Here is an 18472-nt window from a genome sequence, read left to right as displayed (position 1 = left end):
GGCCATGGCGAACACCGGTGAGGGCGGGGCGCGAGCACGCGGCACGTGGTGGCGGGAGGCAGCGATCACGGCGATCGCTTTCGCGTTCTGCCTGCTCGGCGGCGCACTGCAGGTCGACGACAAGGCGATATCGGCGCCGCCCGCCGCCGCCTACCTCATCGCCGTGGTGTCCTGTGCCGTGCTGCCGGTGCGGCACAGGGCGCCGCTGGCCGCCCTGGCGGCCACGACGGTGGTCGGCATGCTGGTGCCGCCCTTGGACCTCCTGCTGAGCCCGCCCATCGTGGCCCCCGCCGTGATCATCGCCTACACGCTCGCCGTGCGCACCGAACTGCGCGCGGCGAGCGCGGCGCTGCTCGCCTCGGCGGCGCTGCTGGTCGCCTCCAACCTCGTGTTCGCGTTCGGGTCCCTCTCCTGGCAGGACGCGAGCCGGATCGCGGCGGTGGCGGCGTTCCCGCTGGTGGCCGGCATCCTCGGTCACTCGACGCAGAACCGGCGGGCCTATCTGGCGGCCGTGGAGGAGCGGGCCCTGCGGGCGGAGAAGAGCCGGGACAGCGAGGCGCGCCGGAGAGTGGCCGAGGAGCGGTTGCGCATCGCCCGGGAGCTGCACGACCTCGTGGCCCACCAGATCACTCTGGCCAACGCGCAGGCCACCGTCGCCGCCCACCTCTTCGACACCCGCCCGGAGCAGACCCGCAAGAGCCTGAGGGAGCTCGTCGAGACCACCGGCGACGCGCTCGACGAACTGCGGGCCACGGTCGGCCTGCTGCGCCACACCGGGGACGCGGCCGCGCCCGCCGAACCGGCGCCCGGGCTGTCCCGGCTTCCCACGCTCCTCGAATCCTTCCGCCGCGCGGGACTGGAGGTGTCGGTGCACCAGGAGGGCACGGCGAGGCCGCTGCCGCCGGGAGTGGACCTCACCGCCTACCGCATCGTCCAGGAGGCCCTGACCAACGTGACCAAGCACGCCGGTACCAACAGCGCCCGGGTGCGCCTCGGCTGGAGCCGCGATCGCGTGGCCATCACCGTCGCCGACGACGGAGGGGACGCCCATTCGGCGCCGGCCGCCACCCTGCCCGACCGTCCACCCGGTTACGGCCTGATCGGGATGCGGGAACGTGCCACCGCGGTCGGGGGACATCTCTCCGCGGGCAGGCGCCCGGAGGGCGGCTTCCTCGTCTCCGCCGAACTGCCCCTCCCGCCCGCCAAGGACAGGGCGCACAGCCCTGCCGGGGAGAGGCCGACGGCCGACGGAGACGCGCTGTGACGCTCCGCGTGCTGCTCGCCGACGACCAGGCCCTGCTGCGCGGTGCCTTCCGGATGCTCCTCGAAACCGCCGACGACATCGCCGTGGTCGGCGAGGCCGCCGACGGCAGGGAGGCGGTGCGACTCACCCGGGAGCTGCGGCCGGACGTGGTGATCATGGACATCCGCATGCCCGAGGTGGACGGTCTCGCCGCCACGTCGCAGATCTGCGCGGACCCGGACCTGCGCGCCACCCGCATCCTGATCCTCACCACGTACGAGACCGAGGAGTACGTCGCGCAGGCGCTGCGTGCGGGGGCCAGCGGCTTCATCGGCAAGGGCATCGGCGCCGAGGACCTGCTGGACGCCGTGCGGACGATCGCCGACGGCGACACCCTCCTGTCCCCCGCCGCGACCCGCTCCCTGGTCGCCCGTTTCCTGGCCACGCCGGACGCCGCCCCGCCGCACGACGCCGAACAGCTCGCCGTGCTCACGCCGCGCGAACGCGAGATGGTGGCCCTGGTCGCGACCGGCCTGTCCAACCAGGAGATCGCCGAGCGGGAGTACCTCAGCCCGTTCACGGTCCGCGCCCACGTGCAGCGCGCCATGGCGAAGCTGGACGCCCGCGACCGGGCGCAGCTCGTCGTCATCGCCTTCCGGACGGGCCTGGCCCGCGCAGCCCCCGACCCCGGCACCGACCGCACGCCGTGAGCCGCCCAGAAGATCTCGAGTAGCCCCGAGTCGAGCCCTATCCCGGCGCGGGTCGCGAAGGCGGGACGGCTTTATGGGGTGGCTCGACCGCGGGCAGGGCGATGAGGACCTCGTTCAGGGCGCGGACGATCGGGGCTGGCAATACACCCTGCGCGATGAGGTCCTCGGGTGACGTCAAGCGGCGCGACCGCCGCGCCGCCACGATCAGCTTCGCGTGGTACGGGTCGACGCCCGGGAGGGACGCGAGGACGTGTTCCGGAACGGCGTTGAGGTCCACCAGCCCCCCGTCGTCGAAGTCGCGCGGGAGGTCGGGGCGTCCGATACCGAGTTCGCGGGCCATCGCCGGATGGTGCAGGAGCAGCGAACGCGCCTGCTCGCGGCGCGTGCGGCGCTCGATGTGGTCGACCATCGCCGGTGCGGGCGGCTGCGGCGCGGCGGCCGGACGGGCCGGTCCCGGGTCGGCGGTCAGGACGGCGACGTGGACGGCGCCGCCGAACACGGTCACGAGCCAGGCGCCCATCGCCACGCCGTCCAGCGCGGACACCGTGTCGGCGTCCTCGCTGGTGACGATCGCGAGGAAGACCGTGAAAAGGACGAGGTAGCCGGCCGCGGCCGCCCCGAGGGGCACGCTCCGGCGCCGTCCGGCGAAGTAGGCGATCATCGCCCAGGTGCAGACGCCGAGCGTCACGACCGGGAGGGCGCTCGCCGCGAGCCGCAGCGGCCACGGGTGCCGGCTCGCCGGGCGGTCGACCGCGGCGACGCCGCCGTAAGGCAGCGGGACCATCCAGCCCAGCTCGGGTGGTGCGGCCGGAATCGCGTCGTCGGCCCATGGGACGGTGGCCGGTCCAGACGCTTCCGGTAAATCCGGCCGGGAGAGGGCGGAGCCCGCCGGGTTCGCTGGTGTCGGCGCGGCGGACGCGAGGAGCTCTTCCGCATGCAGTGGGGTGAAGGCGTGCGGGGCCGGCGGAGGCTCGGCCTGGTGGGGGTCCAGAGGGAAATCGCCGCGCAGGATGCTCATGTGGAGGTGCTGGAGGCGTTCGCCGGGCTCGACCCCGAACTCCTCGGTGAGGAAGGTCCGGGCGTTCCGGTAGGCGGCCAGGGCCTCGGCCTGCCTGCCGGACCGGTAGAGGGCGAGCATCAACAGGTGGCGCAGCCCTTCCCTGAGAGGGAAGTCGGCGACGAGCCGGTTGAGCTCCGGGACGAGTTCGGCGTGCCGTCCGAGGTCGAGGTCGATCTCGGCGGCTGCCTCGGCCGCCGCGGCGCGTTCGTCGGCGAGGCGTTCGCGCGCCGCGTCGAAGAAGCGGCCGTGGACGTCGTGCAGCGCTTGGCCGTGCCACAGGCCGAGCGCTTCGGACAGCAGGGCCCCGGCCTTTTCGAGCTCGCCCCGCGCGCGGACGGCCAACGCCTCCCGGACGTCGTCGCGGAAGACCTCCGCGTCGAGGGCGCCCCGGTCGACGTGGAGCGAATACCCGGCGCTCGTCAGGACGAGGAGGCGGCTCGGGGCGCGCGGTGAACGATCCGGTTCCAGCACGCGGCGCAGTCCCGCGACGTACTTCTGGACGACGTTCGCCCCGTTGTCGGGCGGCTCCTCGGCCCAGACGGCGTCCACGATGGCCTGGGTCGAGACCGCCCGGTTCGGTTCCAGCAGGAGGACGGCCAGCACCGCGCGCTGCTTGCCCGGCCCGAGGTCGAGTTCCCGCTCGCCCCGCCAGGCGCGGAGCCTCCCGAGGATCTCGAAGCGCGGTGCCTGGGCGGGAAGGGGATCGGCGGCCATGGGCACCCCCTCTGATCGGTCTCCCCTGCGGCCGTCCGGCGGCGGCGCAGTGGGACCGCAGCCGTCCGGCAGTGCGTGCGGGGTAAGCCGAAGCATAACGACAGAGATCCGGCATCGGCACTCCTCAGGCTCCTCGGTGAGACCTTCCGACCGACCTGAAAGAGGGGGACCGATGCGCATCCACACCGTGCCGGTACTGCTGATCGCGGCCGCGCTCGCGCTCATGCCCGCGACCGCCTGCGGACCGAAAGAGCACAACGGGGCGAAGAAGACGTCCGGAACGACGAGCCCCGCGTCCACGGCCCGCACCGCAGCGCCGTCGCCCACCCCGAGCGCGAACGGGGTGGGGAAGCTGCGCGCCGCCGAGATCCTGAACCGCGCCCGCAAGGCGACGGTGGCGGCGCGGAGCGTCCGGGTGCACGGGACGCTCCACGAGGAGGGCGAGGCCATGGCGGTGGACTTCCGCTACGCGGGCGCGAAGCGCGCCGTCGGCGATGTGACGATGGGCGGCCAGCGGATCAGCGTCGTCCGCATCGGCCGGTCCGTGTACCTCAAGGGCGACGCCGCGTTCCTGAAGTCGGTCGGGGGCAAGGGAGCCGTCCAGCTGCTGAACGGCAGGTACCTGAGGACGACCTCGAAGGACGAGGGCTTCGCCGAGCTGGCCTCGTTCAGCGACCCGGCGAAGTTCTTCCCGGAGCTGCTCACTCCTGACGGCACGGTGTCCAAGGGGAGGCAGGAGGTGATCGCGGGGACGCCCGCGATCGCGCTCGAGGACGGGTCCGGAGGGAAGCTGTACGTGGCGACCCGGGGCGAGCCCTACGTCCTGCGCATCGACGGCGGCCCGGGGAACCGCCTGGACTTCGACGGTTACGGCGTGGCGGTCCAGATCACGACTCCGCCCGCCGCTCAGGTCGTCGACCTGTCGGACCTGAAGGACTGAGTTCGCCCCGGCCGCGTGCAGGCAGCCGCCCTGCACAGCGACCAGACGCGTGGAAGGCCGGACGGGCTCGCTGCCCGTCCGGCCTTCCGCTCGGGTTCAGCCGGCGTGGCGGGTCTGCTCCGGGACGTTGAAGCCGTTGACGCGGACGTCGGGCTTCGCGGACGTGGCGGAGTAGCGGGCGGTGATGGTCTCCTGCTCACCGGGCCAGAGCGTGACGTCGTTGTCGCTCCAGCGGATCGGCAGCACCTGCTTGCCGCCGGCGAACAGGTCGGCGCGGGTGAACAGGGCCGGGGCGCCGCCGTGGCCGACGTTGCGGACGGTCACGCTCGTCACCGTCTCGCCGCCCTCGCGGCGGGTGGTGGCCTGGACCTTGATGTCGGCGGGCTTGAGGGCGCGCAGGCCGGTCAGGTCGGCGTAGCCGTCCTTCTGGAAGACCGCGAACCCGTTGGACGGGGTGTACTTGCCGGGCGCGTGGGTCTTCGGCCAGTCCACCTGGTCGGCCTTGGTGGACAGCCAGTACACGTTGCGGCTGACGACCTCGGAGCCGCGGGTGAGGGTGAGCTTCTCGAAGTAGGTCTTGGAGATTCCGGCGGGGACCTTCGGGTGCAGGACGGTCCGGACGTCCTGGCTGCCCAGCGCGCCGACAGGGGCGCTGGCGGTGGCGCGGACCTTGCCGTCGAGGTCGATGATCTGGGCGGTGGCACGCAGCCCGTCCTGGCGGGCGCCGGTGAGGTTGGCGGCCTTGATGGAGCCGTCGGCGTAGGAGTACATGATGTGCACCGGCTCGTTGGCCTTCTTCGCGCCGAAGTAGACGCCGGGCTGGTCGAAGTCGGAGCCGTACATGCTCCACTGCAGCGACGGCCACGCCTTGTTCAGCATCCAGTAGATGATCCCGGTGCTGGGGTTCGCCTTGTCGGTGGAGTTGCCGATGTACGACTCGAACTGAGCGCGCGTGACCTCGTACTGACCGAGCTGGACGGTCTTCTGGTAAGAGCCGGCGTCCTTCCAGGGGCCGTACCGGTGCCACAGCGGGGTGTTGTAGACGCCCATCCGGGACAGGCGCGTGTAGTCGGAGTAGAAGAACGTGTGGTACATGTCCTGGCCTGCGGTCTGGCCCTGCGCGGTCGCCGGGTCCCAGATCTTCTTCTGCTCATCCGGGGACAGGAAGCGGTTCAGCGAGTCCTGCGTCGGAATGGTGTTGCCGGTGCTGACCTCGGTGTCGAAGCCCCAGGCGCTGCCGGTCATGCTGAGCGTCGGGTCGTTGGTGTTGACGGTCTCGCGCTTGTTGTTCCACAGGGCGTTGGGCGGGAAGTAGTTGTAGCCGCCCTCCTTGGTGCCGGCCGGGCCGAGCTTGGGCGACGACTTGTACTCCGCCGCGGCGACCTGCGGGAGCCGGAAGTCGGCCTCCTCGAACGCCTTCAGGAAGAGGGCCTCCTTCTCCGGGTCGGGCGCCTCGTCGCTGCCCTGGAAGAAGGTGAAGACGCTCGGGTGGTCGCGGAGCCGCTCCGCCATGGTGCGGGCCTGGTTCGACGCGTTGGCCTTGACGTCGTCCGACCAGGTCGACGACTTGTTCTCCCACAGCGCGCAGCACTGCCAGCCCGGCATGGCGAGGACGCCCGCCCGGTCGAGTCGCGCGAACATGTCGTCCGGCGGGAAGTTGCCCTCGAACCGGACCGCGTTCAGGCCCATGTTCCGGATGTAGGAGACCTGGTCGGCGACGTTGGACGGGGAGTAGCGCAGGAACAGCTCCGGCGACCATCCGGCGCCGCGGATGACCAGCGGCCTGCCGTTGACGATGAACTGCCGGTAGCCGTCCTTGCCGTGGGTCTTGCCCGGGACGGGCTTGGTGAGGCGCGACGTCACGGTGCGGATGCCGAAGTCGTCGGCGGCGCTGCTGGAGACCGTCCCGCCCACGGACGCGTCGAGCGCGAGGTGGTACATCGGCTGGTCGCCCATCTGGTACGGCCACCACACCGCCGGGTGCTTCAGGTGCAGGCCGGGGCAGTCCGCCTTGGTGATGGCGACGGTCCGGGTCGCGTGGGCGGGCACCGTGACGGTGGCCTTGCAGGCGATGCGGGTCGAGCCGTGCGACACCGTCCCGGCGACCGTGACCTGCTGCGGCGTCCCGGTGTTGTTGCGCACGTCGGCCTTGACGGTCAGGTCGGCGGTGGACAGGTCGGGCGCGTCGTCCTGCAGGTCGTGCGCGTTGCGGACCGAGACCGGGCCCTCCTGGACGATCTGCGGCGCGTACTGCAGCCCGGTGTTCTGGTCGGGCGCCATCGGGTTCCAGTCGACCTGGTTCTGGGTCAGGTACCGCATCGGCGTGTCGAACTTGGTGATGTCGGAGTCGTTGCGGGAGACGTCGAGCGCGATGGCGTTCGCGCCGTCCCGGACGTAGGGCGTGATGTCGTACTCCAGCCGGGCGTACGAGCCCTGGAACTGCGCGCCTCCGGCGATCTTCTTCCCGTTGACCCAGAGGTCGGCCTTCCCGGAGACGCCGTTCATCACCAGGAAGGTGCGGCCGTCCTTTCGGGGGTGCACGGTGAGCTGCTCGCGGTACCACCAGTTCACGTCGAACTGCTTGGCCGGGACCTTCGCCATGGTGTCGTTCTCGAAGATCTTCGGGTACCGGCCGTTCTCCAGCAGGCCCGCCATCAGCGTCTCCGGCCGCGACAGCGACAGCCACCCCTTCGTGGAGTAGTCCGGCGCGGAGATCTCAGCGCCGGTGTCGCGGGTGTCGGCGGACGACCGGATGGCCCAGCCGGAGGTGAGTTCCGTGGTCCCGGAGGACGCGATCTTCTGCGCCGCCTGCCGGTGCCCGGCGAGCGCGTGGGCCGGCACCGCGGGAGCGAACGTCCCAGCGAGGGCGAGCACGGCGCACAGCGCCGTGGTGGTTCGAATCCTGGACCCGCTCATGTGTCCGTCACTCCTTCGTGCGGCCGGAGCCGGGCGCTTCCCGGCGGCGTGTGCCTTCATGCTCGGGCCGAGGGCACCCGCCGGGCCGTAGGGGCAGGACGTCAATGGGGGTAGGGCTAGACCCACTTTCCGGGACCGGGGACGGCGCCGCCGAAGCCGGTGCGGAGCGGACGCACTGAGGCTAGGGACGGTCGCTCATGGCGACGGCGATCCTTCCCATGAGGCCGGCTATGTCGGCGTCCGGTCCCGGATGCATCTCCCAGTGCGCGATCTGGACGGAGCCTTCGACGATGGTCCGGACCCGGTCGAAGCGGCGTTCCGTGAACGCGTCGAACAGCGTCTGGTCGGCCGTGCCCCGCTCGCGGAGCAGTTCGGCGAACACCAGGGAGTCCTCCAGGCACTGGGCCGCGCCCTGGGCGAGGGTCGGTGGGCAGGCGTGCGCGGCGTCCCCCATGATCACCACGTTGCCGCGGTTCCAGGGGCGCTCGACCAGGAGCGACTCGAACCACGTGTAGTTGATGGGGGCGGAGCCGGTGATGTCCTGCTTGATGTCGTCCCAGGGGCCGCCGTAGGGCTCGGCGAGCGCGCGCATGGCGGTGGCGTACTCGGCGGGCGCGAGGGACGTCCTGTCCTGCGCCTCCTCCAGCAGGTACGCGTAGAGGGTGTCCTCGCTGGTGGGGCAGTACCCGGCGAGGTAGCAGGGGCCGCCGAGGACGAACTCGGTGCGTTCGACGCTCTTGGGGCGGCGGGCGTGCACGCGCCAGGCGCCGATGCCGACCGGCCGGGGCCGGGTGTCGATGCCCAGCATCGCGCGGACGGAGGAGTTGATGCCGTCCGCGCCGATCACCAGGTCGTAGTCGCCGGTGGTGCCGTCGGAGAAGCGGACCGGGTCGACCGAGGTGACGGTGGTGCCGAGCATGAGCCGGGCGCCGGCGCGTTCGGCGGCGTCGACCAGGATCGCGCACAGGTCCGGCCGGAACATGCCGAGGGTGGCGGGCAGGTCGGGGCCGCCTGACCTGATGTCGTCCTGCTCGGTGATGAGCCTCCCGTCGACGGTGCGTATGGCGACCGAGTCGAAGGCGTAGCCCTTGGAGCGGACCTGGTCCCACACGCCCAGCTCGCGCAGGACGCGCAGCGCGTTGCCCTGCAGCGTGATGCCGGAGCCGAGCACGCTCCACTCCGGACGGCGTTCGGCCACGTCGACCGTCATCCCGGCGCGCGCGAGCAGGATGGCCAGGCTCGTTCCGGTGATGCCGCCGCCGACGATGAGAACTCTCATGGTGCCTCGCTGTTCGATGACAAAGGGGGGTGGAGAGGGCCGATCAGGCGGTCACGCAGCGATTGCGCTGGGCGCCGATCCCGTCGATGGCCGCCTCGATGACATCACCTGAGCGCAGGAAGCGGTTCCAATGCCCGCCATTGCCTCGCGGACTTCCGGTGAGGATCAGGTCGCCGGGGAAAAGAGGAACCGACGCCGACGCCTCGGCCACCAGACGGGCCACGTCGTGGACCATGTCCCCCGGAGTGTCGTCCTGCATGACCTTGCCGTTGAGCGACATCGTCAGCCGCAGGCCCGCCGGGTCGCCGAGCACATGCGCCGGGACGATGAAGGGACCGGTCGGCAGGAACGTCGGCTGGTTCTTGGCCCGCAGCCAGTCCCCGCCGAGCGCGCGGTGCTCGGGCGAGAACTGCCAGTCCCGCGCGCTGATGTCGTTGCAGACGGTGTAGGCGGCGACATGGTCGAGGGCCTCCTCGACGGGGACGTGCCGTGCGGGACGGCCGATCACGGCGGTGAGTTCGACCTCCCAGTCGGGCCGGGACGCGCCCTGCGGCAGGACGACGTCGTCGTAAGGCCCGCACATGGCCGCCGGAAGTCCGATGAACAGGAACGGACGGCCTTCCGCCATCCGCTGGATCTCCTTTCGGGCGGCCTCGGCCGCCTGATCCTCGGACATTCCCTCGCTCTCGAATTTGGCCGATGCCATTTCGTAGAGGTGCGCCCGGTAATTGGCGCCGGCCTGGATGATCTGCCGCGGTTTCAGCGGCGGGAGCACGCGCAGCGCCGAGAGCTCGAGCCACTCGTCCTCATCGCCGGCCGTGCCCGCGAGTTCGCTGAGCACGGGGAGCACCGCGTCCCATTCCTCCAGGAGCCCGCGCACCGTGACGGGGCGTCCGGAGAGGATTTCATCGTCCAGGGGCCGCACGCGGTCCCCCGCGACCAGGCCGGCGAACTCGTCCCCGCCCTCGGTCGCGAAGGTGCCCAGCGCGAACCAGCCGTCCCTCTGCGGCACGGTCAGCTCTCCTTGTAGGGGCGGACGGTCTCGTTGGGCTGCATGGTGAAGTGATGGCCCCACATCTCGGGCCTCTTGCCTTTGCGGAAGTCCACGTACTCAACGGATCGGGGATCGGACTCCTTGATGGGCAGCCCGTCCCAGCCGTACTCGATGAAGAAGCCGGCCGGAGTATGGAGGTAGTAGGACACGGTCTGGTCCCCGACATGGCGTCCCAGCTTCATCAGCATGTCGGTGTTCTCGTCACCTCCGAGGACGTCGTAGTAGGAGTAGCCGACGTCGTCCAGGGACCGGCATTCGATGTAGACGTGGTGCAGCCCGAGCATGCCGGGCATCTCCAGGAAGGCCACGTTGTGATGGCGCGGGTTGGCCCGCAGGAACCACATCTCCCCCAGCGGCTCATTCAGCCGGACGATGTCGCTGGGCTTGAACCCGAGGACGTCGATATGGAAGTCCACGGCCTTGCGCACGTCCGGGACGACGAACACGATGTGCCCGAGGCCCTGCTCGCCGGTGACGAAACCCTGATGGGGCCGCGGCGGGTCCCAGACCTTGTAGTCGGCGGACTGGTAGCAGTACGCCTCGTACGGTTGCCCGAAGGGGTCCTCGAAGGTCACCAGGTCCAGCACGCCGCGGGACTCGGCGAGCTCGCGCGACGCCCGCCGCGGGTTCGCCCCGGCCTTCTCGAGCTTGGCGACCAGCGAGTCCAGGTCCCTGTGGGACAGGACCTCCCAGCCGACATAGGCCAGTTCGTGCTCGTCCCCGGGGTGGATGGACAGGCGGTAGTCGAAGTCGTCCAGCTTGACCCGGACGGCGCCGTCGTCACCGTCGGGGCCCAGCATGCAGGCGAAGACCTCGGGCGCCCAGGTACGCCACTCCTCATAGGAGGGCGACCTGACCCCGACATATCCCAGCTTCGCGATCTCTTGCATTTCTTTCACGCTTCCTTTTCAGTCGGGATGGGCCGGCCGTCTCCGGAACGTTCCTCGTCCAGCGAGGCGACCAGGCGCGACAGTTCCTCCGGCGTGAAGCACGTCAAGGCGTCGAGGACGACGGGATCCAGCAGGACCCGCCGACGGCGTTTCGGCGACTCCAACAGCAGCCGCTCGCCGTTGCCGGTCAACACTCGGGTGAACGTGATGAAGGCGAACTCGTTCGACACGCTCTGGGCCGGTCCGAGCGATCGCTGTTCGTCGCCGCTGGTGCTCACTGTTCAGTTGCCCCTTTCAGAACAGGAACGACAGAACCGCTCCGGGAAGTACGGCGTGGTTGAGGTACACGGTGCGCTGGGCGAGCCGGAAGTCATCGCCTTCCTTGCGCAGGACGTCGTGCCGCTCGCCCACCCATAGTTCCGGGGTGAAACGCAGACGCTCGCGGTGAAGGTGAAAGGCGCTTCGGACGTTGACATGCGCCTCGTCGCCGCCAGGAGTGACCACGATCCCCGTGACGACGCGCCGTAGCCGCGACGGCGGGTCCTCTGCCCATGCATGCTCGCCGTCGAGCCGGTCGATGCGCATTTTCAGGGTGAACCAGTTGTCGTACATGTGGTACGAACCGTCGGGGTAGTCCGGGAGATTGCTGGTGAATTCGCGTGGCACGAGCACCGGTACCTGATAGACGACGTCCTGAGCAAGGAGGTCGTGCCACTCGTGAAGCCGGCGCATGTCGTCCAAGAGCATGGACTCGTAGTCCAACCAGGAGCGCACGACCGTTTCGGTCTCCGGCGAGACCCGGGCCCGGCCTGTCCGGCGCAGGGGCGCCGTCATCGGTCCTCCTCGAGCCGACCCGCGTCGCCCGAGCCGGCGCCGGCAGCGTTCATCTGGTCGAGCCAGTGGCGCTGGAAGGCGCGAATATTTCCCTCGGTGAAGGCGGAGTCGTAGGATTCGCCCGGTCCTGGATGGTCCCCGATGGGGCCGCCCCTGCTCATCCCGGGCAGACCGGCCTGATAATTGAGTCCCATTTCGCGGTCGCGCGCGAACCGGCTGCGGCCGACGCGGGAGGGCCCGTTCCAGAGAGTGAAATCGTCCTGTTCGAGGATGCCCGGGGCATTGAGGACGAAAAGGCCGTCACGGTAGGACTTGGTTCGATATTCTTCAGGCTCGGCCACGTGGAACACCAGCCACGACAGAACCTCGGTCTTGGTCGCACCGCGCGGCTGGTACAGCCGCAGTTGGGTATGGACCATGACGCGCCGGGAGACGGGGTCGAAGGAGAACCCGCGAAAGAAGCCGAAATTGGGAAAGACCAGCCCGGCCAGCGGCATGCGTTCCGCGTTGAACCGCTGCTGATCGGCCGTCAGTTTCCCTTGGTCGAACAGGTCCCATACCTGCTTCGGGTATCCCCACGGCGCTTCGACCGGCAGGCCACTGCGCTCGAGATTCCATGCGAAGGTCGCATGGCCTTTCCCGGGGCTGAACATCGAGTACATCTCCTGCTCGCGCAGCAGCTGCTCGGCAATCCCGAGGTCTTCGAGGCTCTTGTGGGTGTGCGCCACATGGAGCGCGTCACCGCAGTAGTTCTCGGCGCCCGTCTTCCAGTTGGCCTCCAGCAGGGCCCGCTCGGGCTCGCCCATGACGACCATGCCGCGGGAGTCCAGACCGAACATGGTCTCCAGATACCAGGCCATGTCGCCCAGATAGTCGTCGAAAGACGGGGCCGCGGGGTCGGGGCTGGCAAAGACCAGACCCCATCTCACCGCGACATGCGGGGCCGCGAGCAGTCCCCAGTTGGCGGTGTCGAGATTCTTGTACACCAGCGTCTTGCGCGGCGCCGACGCCCATGTCCCGTCATTGCGGTAGGTCCAGCCGTGGTAGGGGCAGCGAAAATGGGAGCTGTTGCCCTTGGCGCCGCGGCAGACGGGCGCGCCCCGGTGACGGCAGGCGTTGTAGAGCACGTGGATCCGGCCGTCCTCGTCGCGGGTGACGATGACCTCGTCCTCGCCGAGGTGGCGCAGCACGTAGTCGCCGGGTTCGGCGATCTCGCTCTCGTGGGCCACGAACAGCCAGGACTTGGCGAAGATGCGGTCCAGTTCGGCCTGGTAGACGGCGTCGTCGGCGAACGCCTCGACGGGGAAGGTGCCGTGGGCGGCGCCTGAGGCCGCCGTGGCCAGTACGGCTTGGACCCGGTCGGACGAGGTGAGCGTCATGTGCTCTCCAAGGGGTGGTGGGATTTCCCGGTGGCGCGCCGATGCGGCGGGCCAGTAAGCAGGTGGAGTGCGGTGGCCGGGTCGGCGCGTCCCGCCACCTGGCGTGCGAGCCGCGCCGACCAGCCGGCGGCCCCGATCGTGAGCGCCCCGGTCAGGACGCCGTCGCGGGAGTACAGCGCCGCGAGCCGCGCGCCGTCCCGGTGGACGGCGTGGACCGTGTCGCCGGGCTGCAGGTGACCATGAAACTGGATCTTCGTACCGGCCTGGTCGGACCAGAAGTAGGGGACGAAGGCGGCGGACGCGGAGCCGTCCCCGCAGATCGCGGCCGCTATCACGTCGGCGTGCCGCACCGCCCCCTGGCGGTGCTCCACGCGCATCGAACGGCCGAACAGGGGGTTGTACCAGCGGCAGACGTCACCGGCGGCGAACACCCGCGGGTCCGACACCGATCGGCAGGCGTCGTCGCAGACCACGCCGTCGCTGATGTCCAGTCCGCTGCCGCGCAGCCATGAGGTCGCGGGGGCCGCGCCAGCCCCCACGACGAGGAGGTCCGTGTCGATCACCGTCGCGTCGTCGAGGACGACGCGTTCCACCCGGCCGTCGCCTTCGACCGCGACGATCCTGCGACCGGTGCGCATGTCGATGCCCTGGTGCCGGTGGAGTGCCGTAACGGCGCGGCCGACCTGTTCCCCGAATCGGTGCAACGGGCTGGGTGCGCCTTCCACGACGATCGGGGTGCGTCCCAGCGTGGCGGCGGCGGTGGCGACCTCGAGCCCGATGAAGCCGCCGCCAAGCATCACCGGACGTCTCGCCTGCCGCAGAGCCGCGTGCAACGCCACGGCGTCGTCCCATGTGCGCAGTGCCGCGATCCCGGCCAGCGGCGGCAGGGACGAGGGCCGGCGTGGCGCTGCTCCGGTGGCCAGGACCACCTGGTCGAACGCCTCCGCGGTGCCGTCCTCGAGGAGGACGCGGTCACCGGCGAGGTCGAGGCCGCATGCCCGGACGCCCAAGCGCGTCCGCACGTCGAGGTCGGCCAGCTCACCGTCTCCTGCCAGCGCGATGGCAGCCGCGCTCACATCGGAGACGGCATCCCCGAGCAGGATCTGCTTGGACAACGGCGGCCTGTCGTAGGGGCGATGGGCTTCGGCGCCGATCAGGACCAGTTCGCCCCTGTGCCCGGCCTGGCGCAGGGCCCGCACCGTACTGAGCCCGGCCAGTGACGCTCCGACCACGACGACACGGGACGCTGAGCCGTCCGTTGACACATGCGGCATTCGACTAAACGATCGTGATCGCGCGTTCGGGGCAGCCGCGCACCGCGGCGTTCACGGCGGCCTCCTGCCCCTCGGGCCGCTGCTCGGTGCGCAGGACGGCCAGTCCGCTCTCGTCGTCGATGTCGAAGATCTCCGGCGCTTCCAGAGCGCACACGCCATGGCCGGCGCATTTTCCGGAATCGAGCTCTATCTGCATCACGTCTCCCAGATTCCCGGTCAGGTGGAATTCTTCGCGGACGCCCATTCGCGATCCTTCTCCGGCGACGGCTCGGCGACGAGAAGAGGACCGGAATGTTTCCAACGTGTATACGAAGCGATGCTAGGAGCAGAGCTGTTCGTTGAGAAATCAATGTGGCTGATGACAGGTATCCGATAGTGAATACACGTGAGGGCTGGCCGGGTTCCTGCCTGCGGGCGAGCATGGGAGCACCACGGCCTCGCCAAGCCGGGCGAGGCGGTCTCTCCTGCCGGCGCGTTCTCAAGGCGCTGCCCGGAGATTTCTCTCTACGGACGAGGAGTACAGCTCGCCATGTCCTGCCGCCACGCTCTGATCCGTCCGCGCCGGCGGGCGTGCGCGTGACCGCCGGTCTCGGCGACCTGCCGGCCGAGGCCGACGCGGTGTCGCTGCACTGGTCGACCCCGAGGCCTACCGGGCGGCCGGGCGGAGGCGGGCATGACGGTCCTGCCGCTCCGCCCATGACCTCAGTCGTCGCCGGGGGCCTGAACCTGGGCAACGGCGAAGAGCTGTTCGCGCAGCCACACATGCCCGGGGTCGCCGTCCCGGCGGGCGTGCCAGTAGGCGAGCTGGCGGAGGGGACGCAGCGGCGACTCCAAGGGCAGCACGACCAGCTCGGCGGCCTCGGCCACGCGCAGCGCCAGCCGCTCGGGGATGATGGTGATCAGCGGCGTGCCCGTCACCATGAACGGCATCGCGACGAAGCTGCTCGCGCCCGCCTCGACGTTGCGCGCGATCCCCTGGTCGTCCAGGTCCTCCTCGACGAGGCTCATCCGCTCGCCGGGCGCGTAGGCCAGGTAGGGCCAGCCGGCGAGGCCCGCGGCCGTCAGCCGGCCGGCGGCGGCCAGCGGGTGCTCCCGCCAGACGGCGCCCACGAACCGGTCCTCGATCACCGTGGCGCTGGAGCAGTCCGGGAGGTCGCCGGGACCGACCAGCCGGTCCGGTATCACGGCGACGTCGATCTCGTCGCGCTGCAGGTCGGTGAGGTAGCCGAAGGACGGCGGGCGCAGGTCGACGCGCAGCCGCGACGCCTGCGCGCCGAACCGGGCGAGCAGCGGCCGGATCAGCATGATCCCGACGTAGTCGCTGGCCACCAGCGAGAAGGTGCGGGCGTCGGCGGACGGATCGAACCCCGGGGGCCGCAGCACCGACTGCTCCACGGTCGCCAGGACCTCGCGCACCGGTCCCGCCAGCGCCTCGGCCCGAGGCGTCGGGACCAGGACCCGGCCCTGCTTCACCAGCAGCGGGTCGTCCAGGCTCTTACGCAGCCGGGCGAGCGCGGTGCTGACGGCGGGCTGGGAGAGGTGCAGCCGTTCGGCGGCCCGGGTGACGTTCTGCTCGCGCAGCAGGGTGTCCAGGACGACCAGAAGATTCAGGTCGAAGCCGCCCAACTCCATTGCCGTCCTCCTTGGCGGGCACCGGCATGGACGTCATCATGCCTGGTCAGCCGCAGCCGACACAGCGTAGCCCGAGAGGCGGCAGCCGGCACGGCGCGGTCGCCGGCTTTGGCGGATCGAAATGATTGGCATCAACGATCGTGATGGCGCGCGACAGCCTCCGGCGCGCGCCGGACGCCGGCGGACGACTCGTGGTCCGCGGCAAGGAACGTCTCAGCGGCAACGTGGTGCTCCTCCGCCTGGGCGACCCGGAAGGCCGGCCGCTGCCGGGCTGGTCCCCCGGCTCCCACATCGACGTCGTGCTGCCGAACGGCCTGGTGAGGCCGTACTCGCTGTGCGGCGACACCGCCGACCGGGAGGAGTGGCGGCTCCTCGTCGGGCGCGAACGGGAGTCGCGCGGCGGCTCGGCGTTCGTCCACGACGGGATGGAGCGCGGTGACCGTCTCGATTACCTGGGCCCCCGCTCCTGGTTCCGGCTCCGCGCCGCCCGCCGGTACCTGTTCCTCGCCGGCGGCCTCGGCATCGCCCCGCTGATCCCGATGGCACGCCTTGCCGCGGCGTCCCACCTCCCGTGGTCGATGGTCTTCGTCGGCCGCGGGCTCGACGTCGAGCCGATCACCGCGATGCTCCCCGACCTGGCCTCCAACATCACCCCGATGACCGCGGGCGAGGACGCCCGGCCGGATCTGGCGGCACCGCTGACCGGCCTCGATCCCGGAACGGCGGTCTACACGTGCGGCTCGGATCGGTTCGTCGAGGAGGTCGAACGGATCTGCGGCCGATCCGGGCTCGCCGTGAACCGGCAGCTCTTCACTGCGGGCACGTCACGGGGAGGCGACGGCGAACCGGTTGAGCTGGTCCTCGCCCGGACGGGGCTGACCTTCACCGTGCGAGCCGGATTGTCGCTGGCCACCGGTCTACGGCAGGTCGGCGTGCGGGTGCCGGTGTCCTGCGGTGCCGGGATCTGCGGGGCATGCCTGGTGAAGGTCGTGGAAGGCGTCCCCGACCACCGCGACCGGCTGCTGACCCCGGCGCAGCGGGAGCGCGGCGACACGATTCTCACCTGCGTTTCGCGGGCGCATTCCCCGCGTCTCGTCCTGGACCTCTGACCCGCTCGCCGGCGGCTTCCCCTGCCGGCTCACTCCGGGGCGGCGGACGCCGGGGCCGCGCGCCGGGACAGGAGCAGGAGCGCGGCGGCGACCACGCCGGTGGCCAGGGCGAGCAGGCCGACCGACGCCGCCAGCGTGCCGGCGGCGGCCTCGCCCGCGAGCATGAGCAGCGGGCACGCGAACTCGCCCGCGAAGAAGGCCGCCATCCACAGGCCCGTCCCGCGGCCCCGGTCGGCGAAGTGCAGCCGCGACATCGCCAGGGTGAGCAGGGACGGCAGCAGGACGCCCGCGCCGAGACCGTTGATCACCGCGCCGGCCACCAGCACCACGGCGTTGCCGGCCAGCGCCATCACCGCGAAGCCGGCGGCGCACACGGCCAGGACGGCCGGGAGCCGGGCGGCGGTCGAGCCCGACAGCCGGGTGAAGGCCACCGAGCCGAGCACGGTGGCCACGCTGGCCGCCGCCGTGGCCGCGCCGATCGCGCCGGTGGCCGTCACCCCGAGGTCGTCCAGCAGGTAGGACATCTCCACCGGGACGGTGTAGAAGACCAGGGCGCCGAACACGGTCAGCGCGCAGATCCCGGCCATGCGCCGGAACGGGAACGGCCGGGGCGTCCGCTCGACGGGGTCCGCGGCGGCGGGTGCCGTGGACGGCAGCACCGCGGCCATGGCCGGTGCGATCAGCAGCCCCACCCCGTAGAGCCAGAACGGGGCGCGCCAGCCGGCCGATCCCGCCGCCCCGCCGAGCACGAAGAAGACCGTCGCGGAGGCGGCGGAGCACATCGTCTGCAGGGCGAGGTAGCGGTCGCGGACCCGGCCGCTGTAGTAGTCGCCGATCAGCGTCGTGCAGCACGTCATGATCGCCGCCTCGGTCACGCCGACCAGGACGCGGCTCGCGACGATGGCGCCGAGGGAGTCCAGCCAGAGCGGCGCCGTGCCGACCAGCGCGTACAGCACCGTCGCGACCACCAGCAGGCGCTTTCGGCCGAGCCGGTCCACGATGACGCCCGCGAAGGGCGACAGCAGGGCCAGCGCGAGCGCCGGGATGGTCAGCACCAGCGGGACCAGCACCTTGGCGGCGCCGGTGTCGCCGAAGGCGTCCTGCATCTTCGGCAGGACGGGCGCGATGAGCACGGCGCCCAGAATCGGCAGGCAGCTGCCCGCCATCAGCAGCGTCACCCTCAGGCGATGCGCCGCCCCGGAGGGCGGCACGCCGTCGGGCGTTCCGTCGCCAGGGTTCGCGGTCGGCGGCGCGGACACGGATTCGGGCATGCGGACACTCCACGTCGCGGCAAGGGAAGGCACGGGGTCCTCAACGCCGCGACAGGCGCGCGTCGGAACCTCGTCGCACCTGGGGTGGTTTCACCGGGGATCGGTGCTTTGAGCTGCCATAACTATGAGCGACGCCACTCGCGCTGCATAGTCCCCGCCGGATCGGA

Annotated in this window: 16 protein-coding genes; 4 read left to right on the top strand and 12 right to left on the bottom strand. The window is 70.9% G+C overall.

Annotation, left to right across the window (positions count from 1 at the left end; all coding sequences use genetic code 11):
• The first annotated feature begins 4 nt into the window (after positions 1 to 4).
• The gene (locus ACA514_RS13580) at positions 5 to 1264 is read left to right on the top strand and encodes a sensor histidine kinase (RefSeq protein ID WP_375041445.1); all 1260 of its coding nucleotides are present in this window, start codon (positions 5 to 7) and stop codon (positions 1262 to 1264) included.
• Entirely contained in the window at positions 1261 to 1953 is a 693-nt protein-coding gene (locus ACA514_RS13575; RefSeq protein WP_375041444.1) for a response regulator, read from the top strand. The genes ACA514_RS13580 and ACA514_RS13575 overlap by 4 nt, the downstream gene beginning before the upstream one ends.
• A 37-nt stretch (positions 1954 to 1990) precedes the next feature.
• Here ACA514_RS13575 and ACA514_RS13570 read toward each other — a convergent pair whose 3' ends face one another.
• The gene (locus ACA514_RS13570; protein WP_375041443.1) at positions 1991 to 3727 is read right to left on the bottom strand and encodes a BTAD domain-containing putative transcriptional regulator; all 1737 of its coding nucleotides are present in this window, start codon (positions 3725 to 3727) and stop codon (positions 1991 to 1993) included.
• A 172-nt stretch (positions 3728 to 3899) separates the two neighbouring features.
• Between ACA514_RS13570 and ACA514_RS13565 the strand changes: the two genes are divergently transcribed.
• Positions 3900 to 4667, top strand: coding sequence for a hypothetical protein (locus ACA514_RS13565; RefSeq protein ID WP_375041442.1), 768 nt, complete (start codon positions 3900 to 3902; stop codon positions 4665 to 4667).
• A gap of 96 nt (positions 4668 to 4763) precedes the next feature.
• Here ACA514_RS13565 and ACA514_RS13560 read toward each other — a convergent pair whose 3' ends face one another.
• The 10 genes from ACA514_RS13560 to ACA514_RS13515 all read right to left on the bottom strand — a co-directional run bounded on the left by ACA514_RS13560 (position 4764) and on the right by ACA514_RS13515 (position 15925).
• Positions 4764 to 7583, bottom strand: coding sequence for a sugar-binding domain-containing protein (locus ACA514_RS13560; RefSeq protein WP_375041441.1), 2820 nt, complete (start codon positions 7581 to 7583; stop codon positions 4764 to 4766).
• 181 nt (positions 7584 to 7764) lie between these two features.
• Positions 7765 to 8862, bottom strand: a complete 1098-nt coding sequence (locus tag ACA514_RS13555) for an FAD-dependent monooxygenase (protein WP_375041440.1) — start codon at positions 8860 to 8862, stop codon at positions 7765 to 7767.
• Between the two features lie 43 nt (positions 8863 to 8905).
• Complete coding sequence (locus ACA514_RS13550; protein ID WP_375041439.1) at positions 8906 to 9874, bottom strand: fumarylacetoacetate hydrolase family protein; 969 nt, start codon at positions 9872 to 9874, stop codon at positions 8906 to 8908.
• Between the two features lie 2 nt (positions 9875 to 9876).
• Positions 9877 to 10806 carry a VOC family protein gene (locus ACA514_RS13545; RefSeq protein WP_375041438.1) on the bottom strand — a complete coding sequence of 310 codons (930 nt, stop codon included), beginning with the start codon at positions 10804 to 10806 and terminating at the stop codon, positions 9877 to 9879.
• Between the two features lie 5 nt (positions 10807 to 10811).
• Positions 10812 to 11084 (bottom strand): hypothetical protein, encoded by a 273-nt coding sequence (locus ACA514_RS13540; protein ID WP_375041437.1) that lies wholly within the window; start codon positions 11082 to 11084, stop codon positions 10812 to 10814.
• Positions 11085 to 11100: 16 nt separating this feature from the next.
• Complete coding sequence (locus tag ACA514_RS13535; protein WP_375041436.1) at positions 11101 to 11640, bottom strand: aromatic-ring-hydroxylating dioxygenase subunit beta; 540 nt, start codon at positions 11638 to 11640, stop codon at positions 11101 to 11103.
• Positions 11637 to 13019, bottom strand: coding sequence for a Rieske 2Fe-2S domain-containing protein (locus ACA514_RS13530; protein WP_375041435.1), 1383 nt, complete (start codon positions 13017 to 13019; stop codon positions 11637 to 11639). The genes ACA514_RS13535 and ACA514_RS13530 overlap by 4 nt, the downstream gene beginning before the upstream one ends.
• On the bottom strand, positions 13016 to 14251 hold the full coding sequence (locus ACA514_RS13525) for an NAD(P)/FAD-dependent oxidoreductase (protein ID WP_375041434.1): 1236 nt from the start codon (positions 14249 to 14251) through the stop codon (positions 13016 to 13018). The genes ACA514_RS13530 and ACA514_RS13525 overlap by 4 nt, the downstream gene beginning before the upstream one ends.
• A gap of 46 nt (positions 14252 to 14297) precedes the next feature.
• Positions 14298 to 14537: a ferredoxin gene (locus ACA514_RS13520; RefSeq protein WP_375041433.1), complete on the bottom strand. Its 240-nt coding sequence runs from the start codon at positions 14535 to 14537 to the stop codon at positions 14298 to 14300.
• 458 nt (positions 14538 to 14995) lie between these two features.
• A complete protein-coding gene (locus ACA514_RS13515; protein WP_375041432.1) occupies positions 14996 to 15925 on the bottom strand; it encodes a LysR family transcriptional regulator in 930 nt (309 codons plus the stop codon).
• A 143-nt stretch (positions 15926 to 16068) separates the two neighbouring features.
• On the opposite strand from ACA514_RS13515, the gene ACA514_RS13510 reads away from it, so the two are divergent.
• Complete coding sequence (locus tag ACA514_RS13510) at positions 16069 to 17034, top strand: PDR/VanB family oxidoreductase (protein ID WP_375041431.1); 966 nt, start codon at positions 16069 to 16071, stop codon at positions 17032 to 17034.
• A 29-nt stretch (positions 17035 to 17063) separates the two neighbouring features.
• Here the strand turns inward: ACA514_RS13510 and ACA514_RS13505 are convergent, their stop codons facing one another.
• Positions 17064 to 18305, bottom strand: coding sequence for an MFS transporter (locus ACA514_RS13505; protein ID WP_375041430.1), 1242 nt, complete (start codon positions 18303 to 18305; stop codon positions 17064 to 17066).
• Between the last annotated feature and the right edge of the window lie 167 nt (positions 18306 to 18472).

Origin of the sequence: Actinomadura sp. NTSP31 (assembly GCF_041951385.1) — a bacterium.
Taxonomy (GTDB): Bacteria; Actinomycetota; Actinomycetes; order Streptosporangiales; family Streptosporangiaceae; genus Spirillospora; species Spirillospora napierensis.
Note: the sequence above shows the minus strand (reverse complement) of the source record. Positions and strands in the feature narration are given on the sequence as shown.

What these genes read in the sequence shown, in the direction of transcription:
- ACA514_RS13580 (WP_375041445.1), top strand. Translation starts at nt 5, where the DNA reads ATGGCGAACACCGGTGAGGGCGGGGCGCGAGCACGCGGCACGTGGTGG.
- ACA514_RS13570 (WP_375041443.1), bottom strand. Translation starts at nt 3,727, where the DNA reads ATGGCCGCCGATCCCCTTCCCGCCCAGGCACCGCGCTTCGAGATCCTC.
- ACA514_RS13565 (WP_375041442.1), top strand. Translation starts at nt 3,900, where the DNA reads ATGCGCATCCACACCGTGCCGGTACTGCTGATCGCGGCCGCGCTCGCG.
- ACA514_RS13560 (WP_375041441.1), bottom strand. Translation starts at nt 7,583, where the DNA reads ATGAGCGGGTCCAGGATTCGAACCACCACGGCGCTGTGCGCCGTGCTC.
- ACA514_RS13555 (WP_375041440.1), bottom strand. Translation starts at nt 8,862, where the DNA reads ATGAGAGTTCTCATCGTCGGCGGCGGCATCACCGGAACGAGCCTGGCC.
- ACA514_RS13545 (WP_375041438.1), bottom strand. Translation starts at nt 10,806, where the DNA reads ATGCAAGAGATCGCGAAGCTGGGATATGTCGGGGTCAGGTCGCCCTCC.
- ACA514_RS13535 (WP_375041436.1), bottom strand. Translation starts at nt 11,640, where the DNA reads ATGACGGCGCCCCTGCGCCGGACAGGCCGGGCCCGGGTCTCGCCGGAG.
- ACA514_RS13530 (WP_375041435.1), bottom strand. Translation starts at nt 13,019, where the DNA reads ATGACGCTCACCTCGTCCGACCGGGTCCAAGCCGTACTGGCCACGGCG.
- ACA514_RS13520 (WP_375041433.1), bottom strand. Translation starts at nt 14,537, where the DNA reads ATGGGCGTCCGCGAAGAATTCCACCTGACCGGGAATCTGGGAGACGTG.
- ACA514_RS13515 (WP_375041432.1), bottom strand. Translation starts at nt 15,925, where the DNA reads ATGGAGTTGGGCGGCTTCGACCTGAATCTTCTGGTCGTCCTGGACACC.
- ACA514_RS13510 (WP_375041431.1), top strand. Translation starts at nt 16,069, where the DNA reads ATGGCGCGCGACAGCCTCCGGCGCGCGCCGGACGCCGGCGGACGACTC.
- ACA514_RS13505 (WP_375041430.1), bottom strand. Translation starts at nt 18,305, where the DNA reads ATGCCCGAATCCGTGTCCGCGCCGCCGACCGCGAACCCTGGCGACGGA.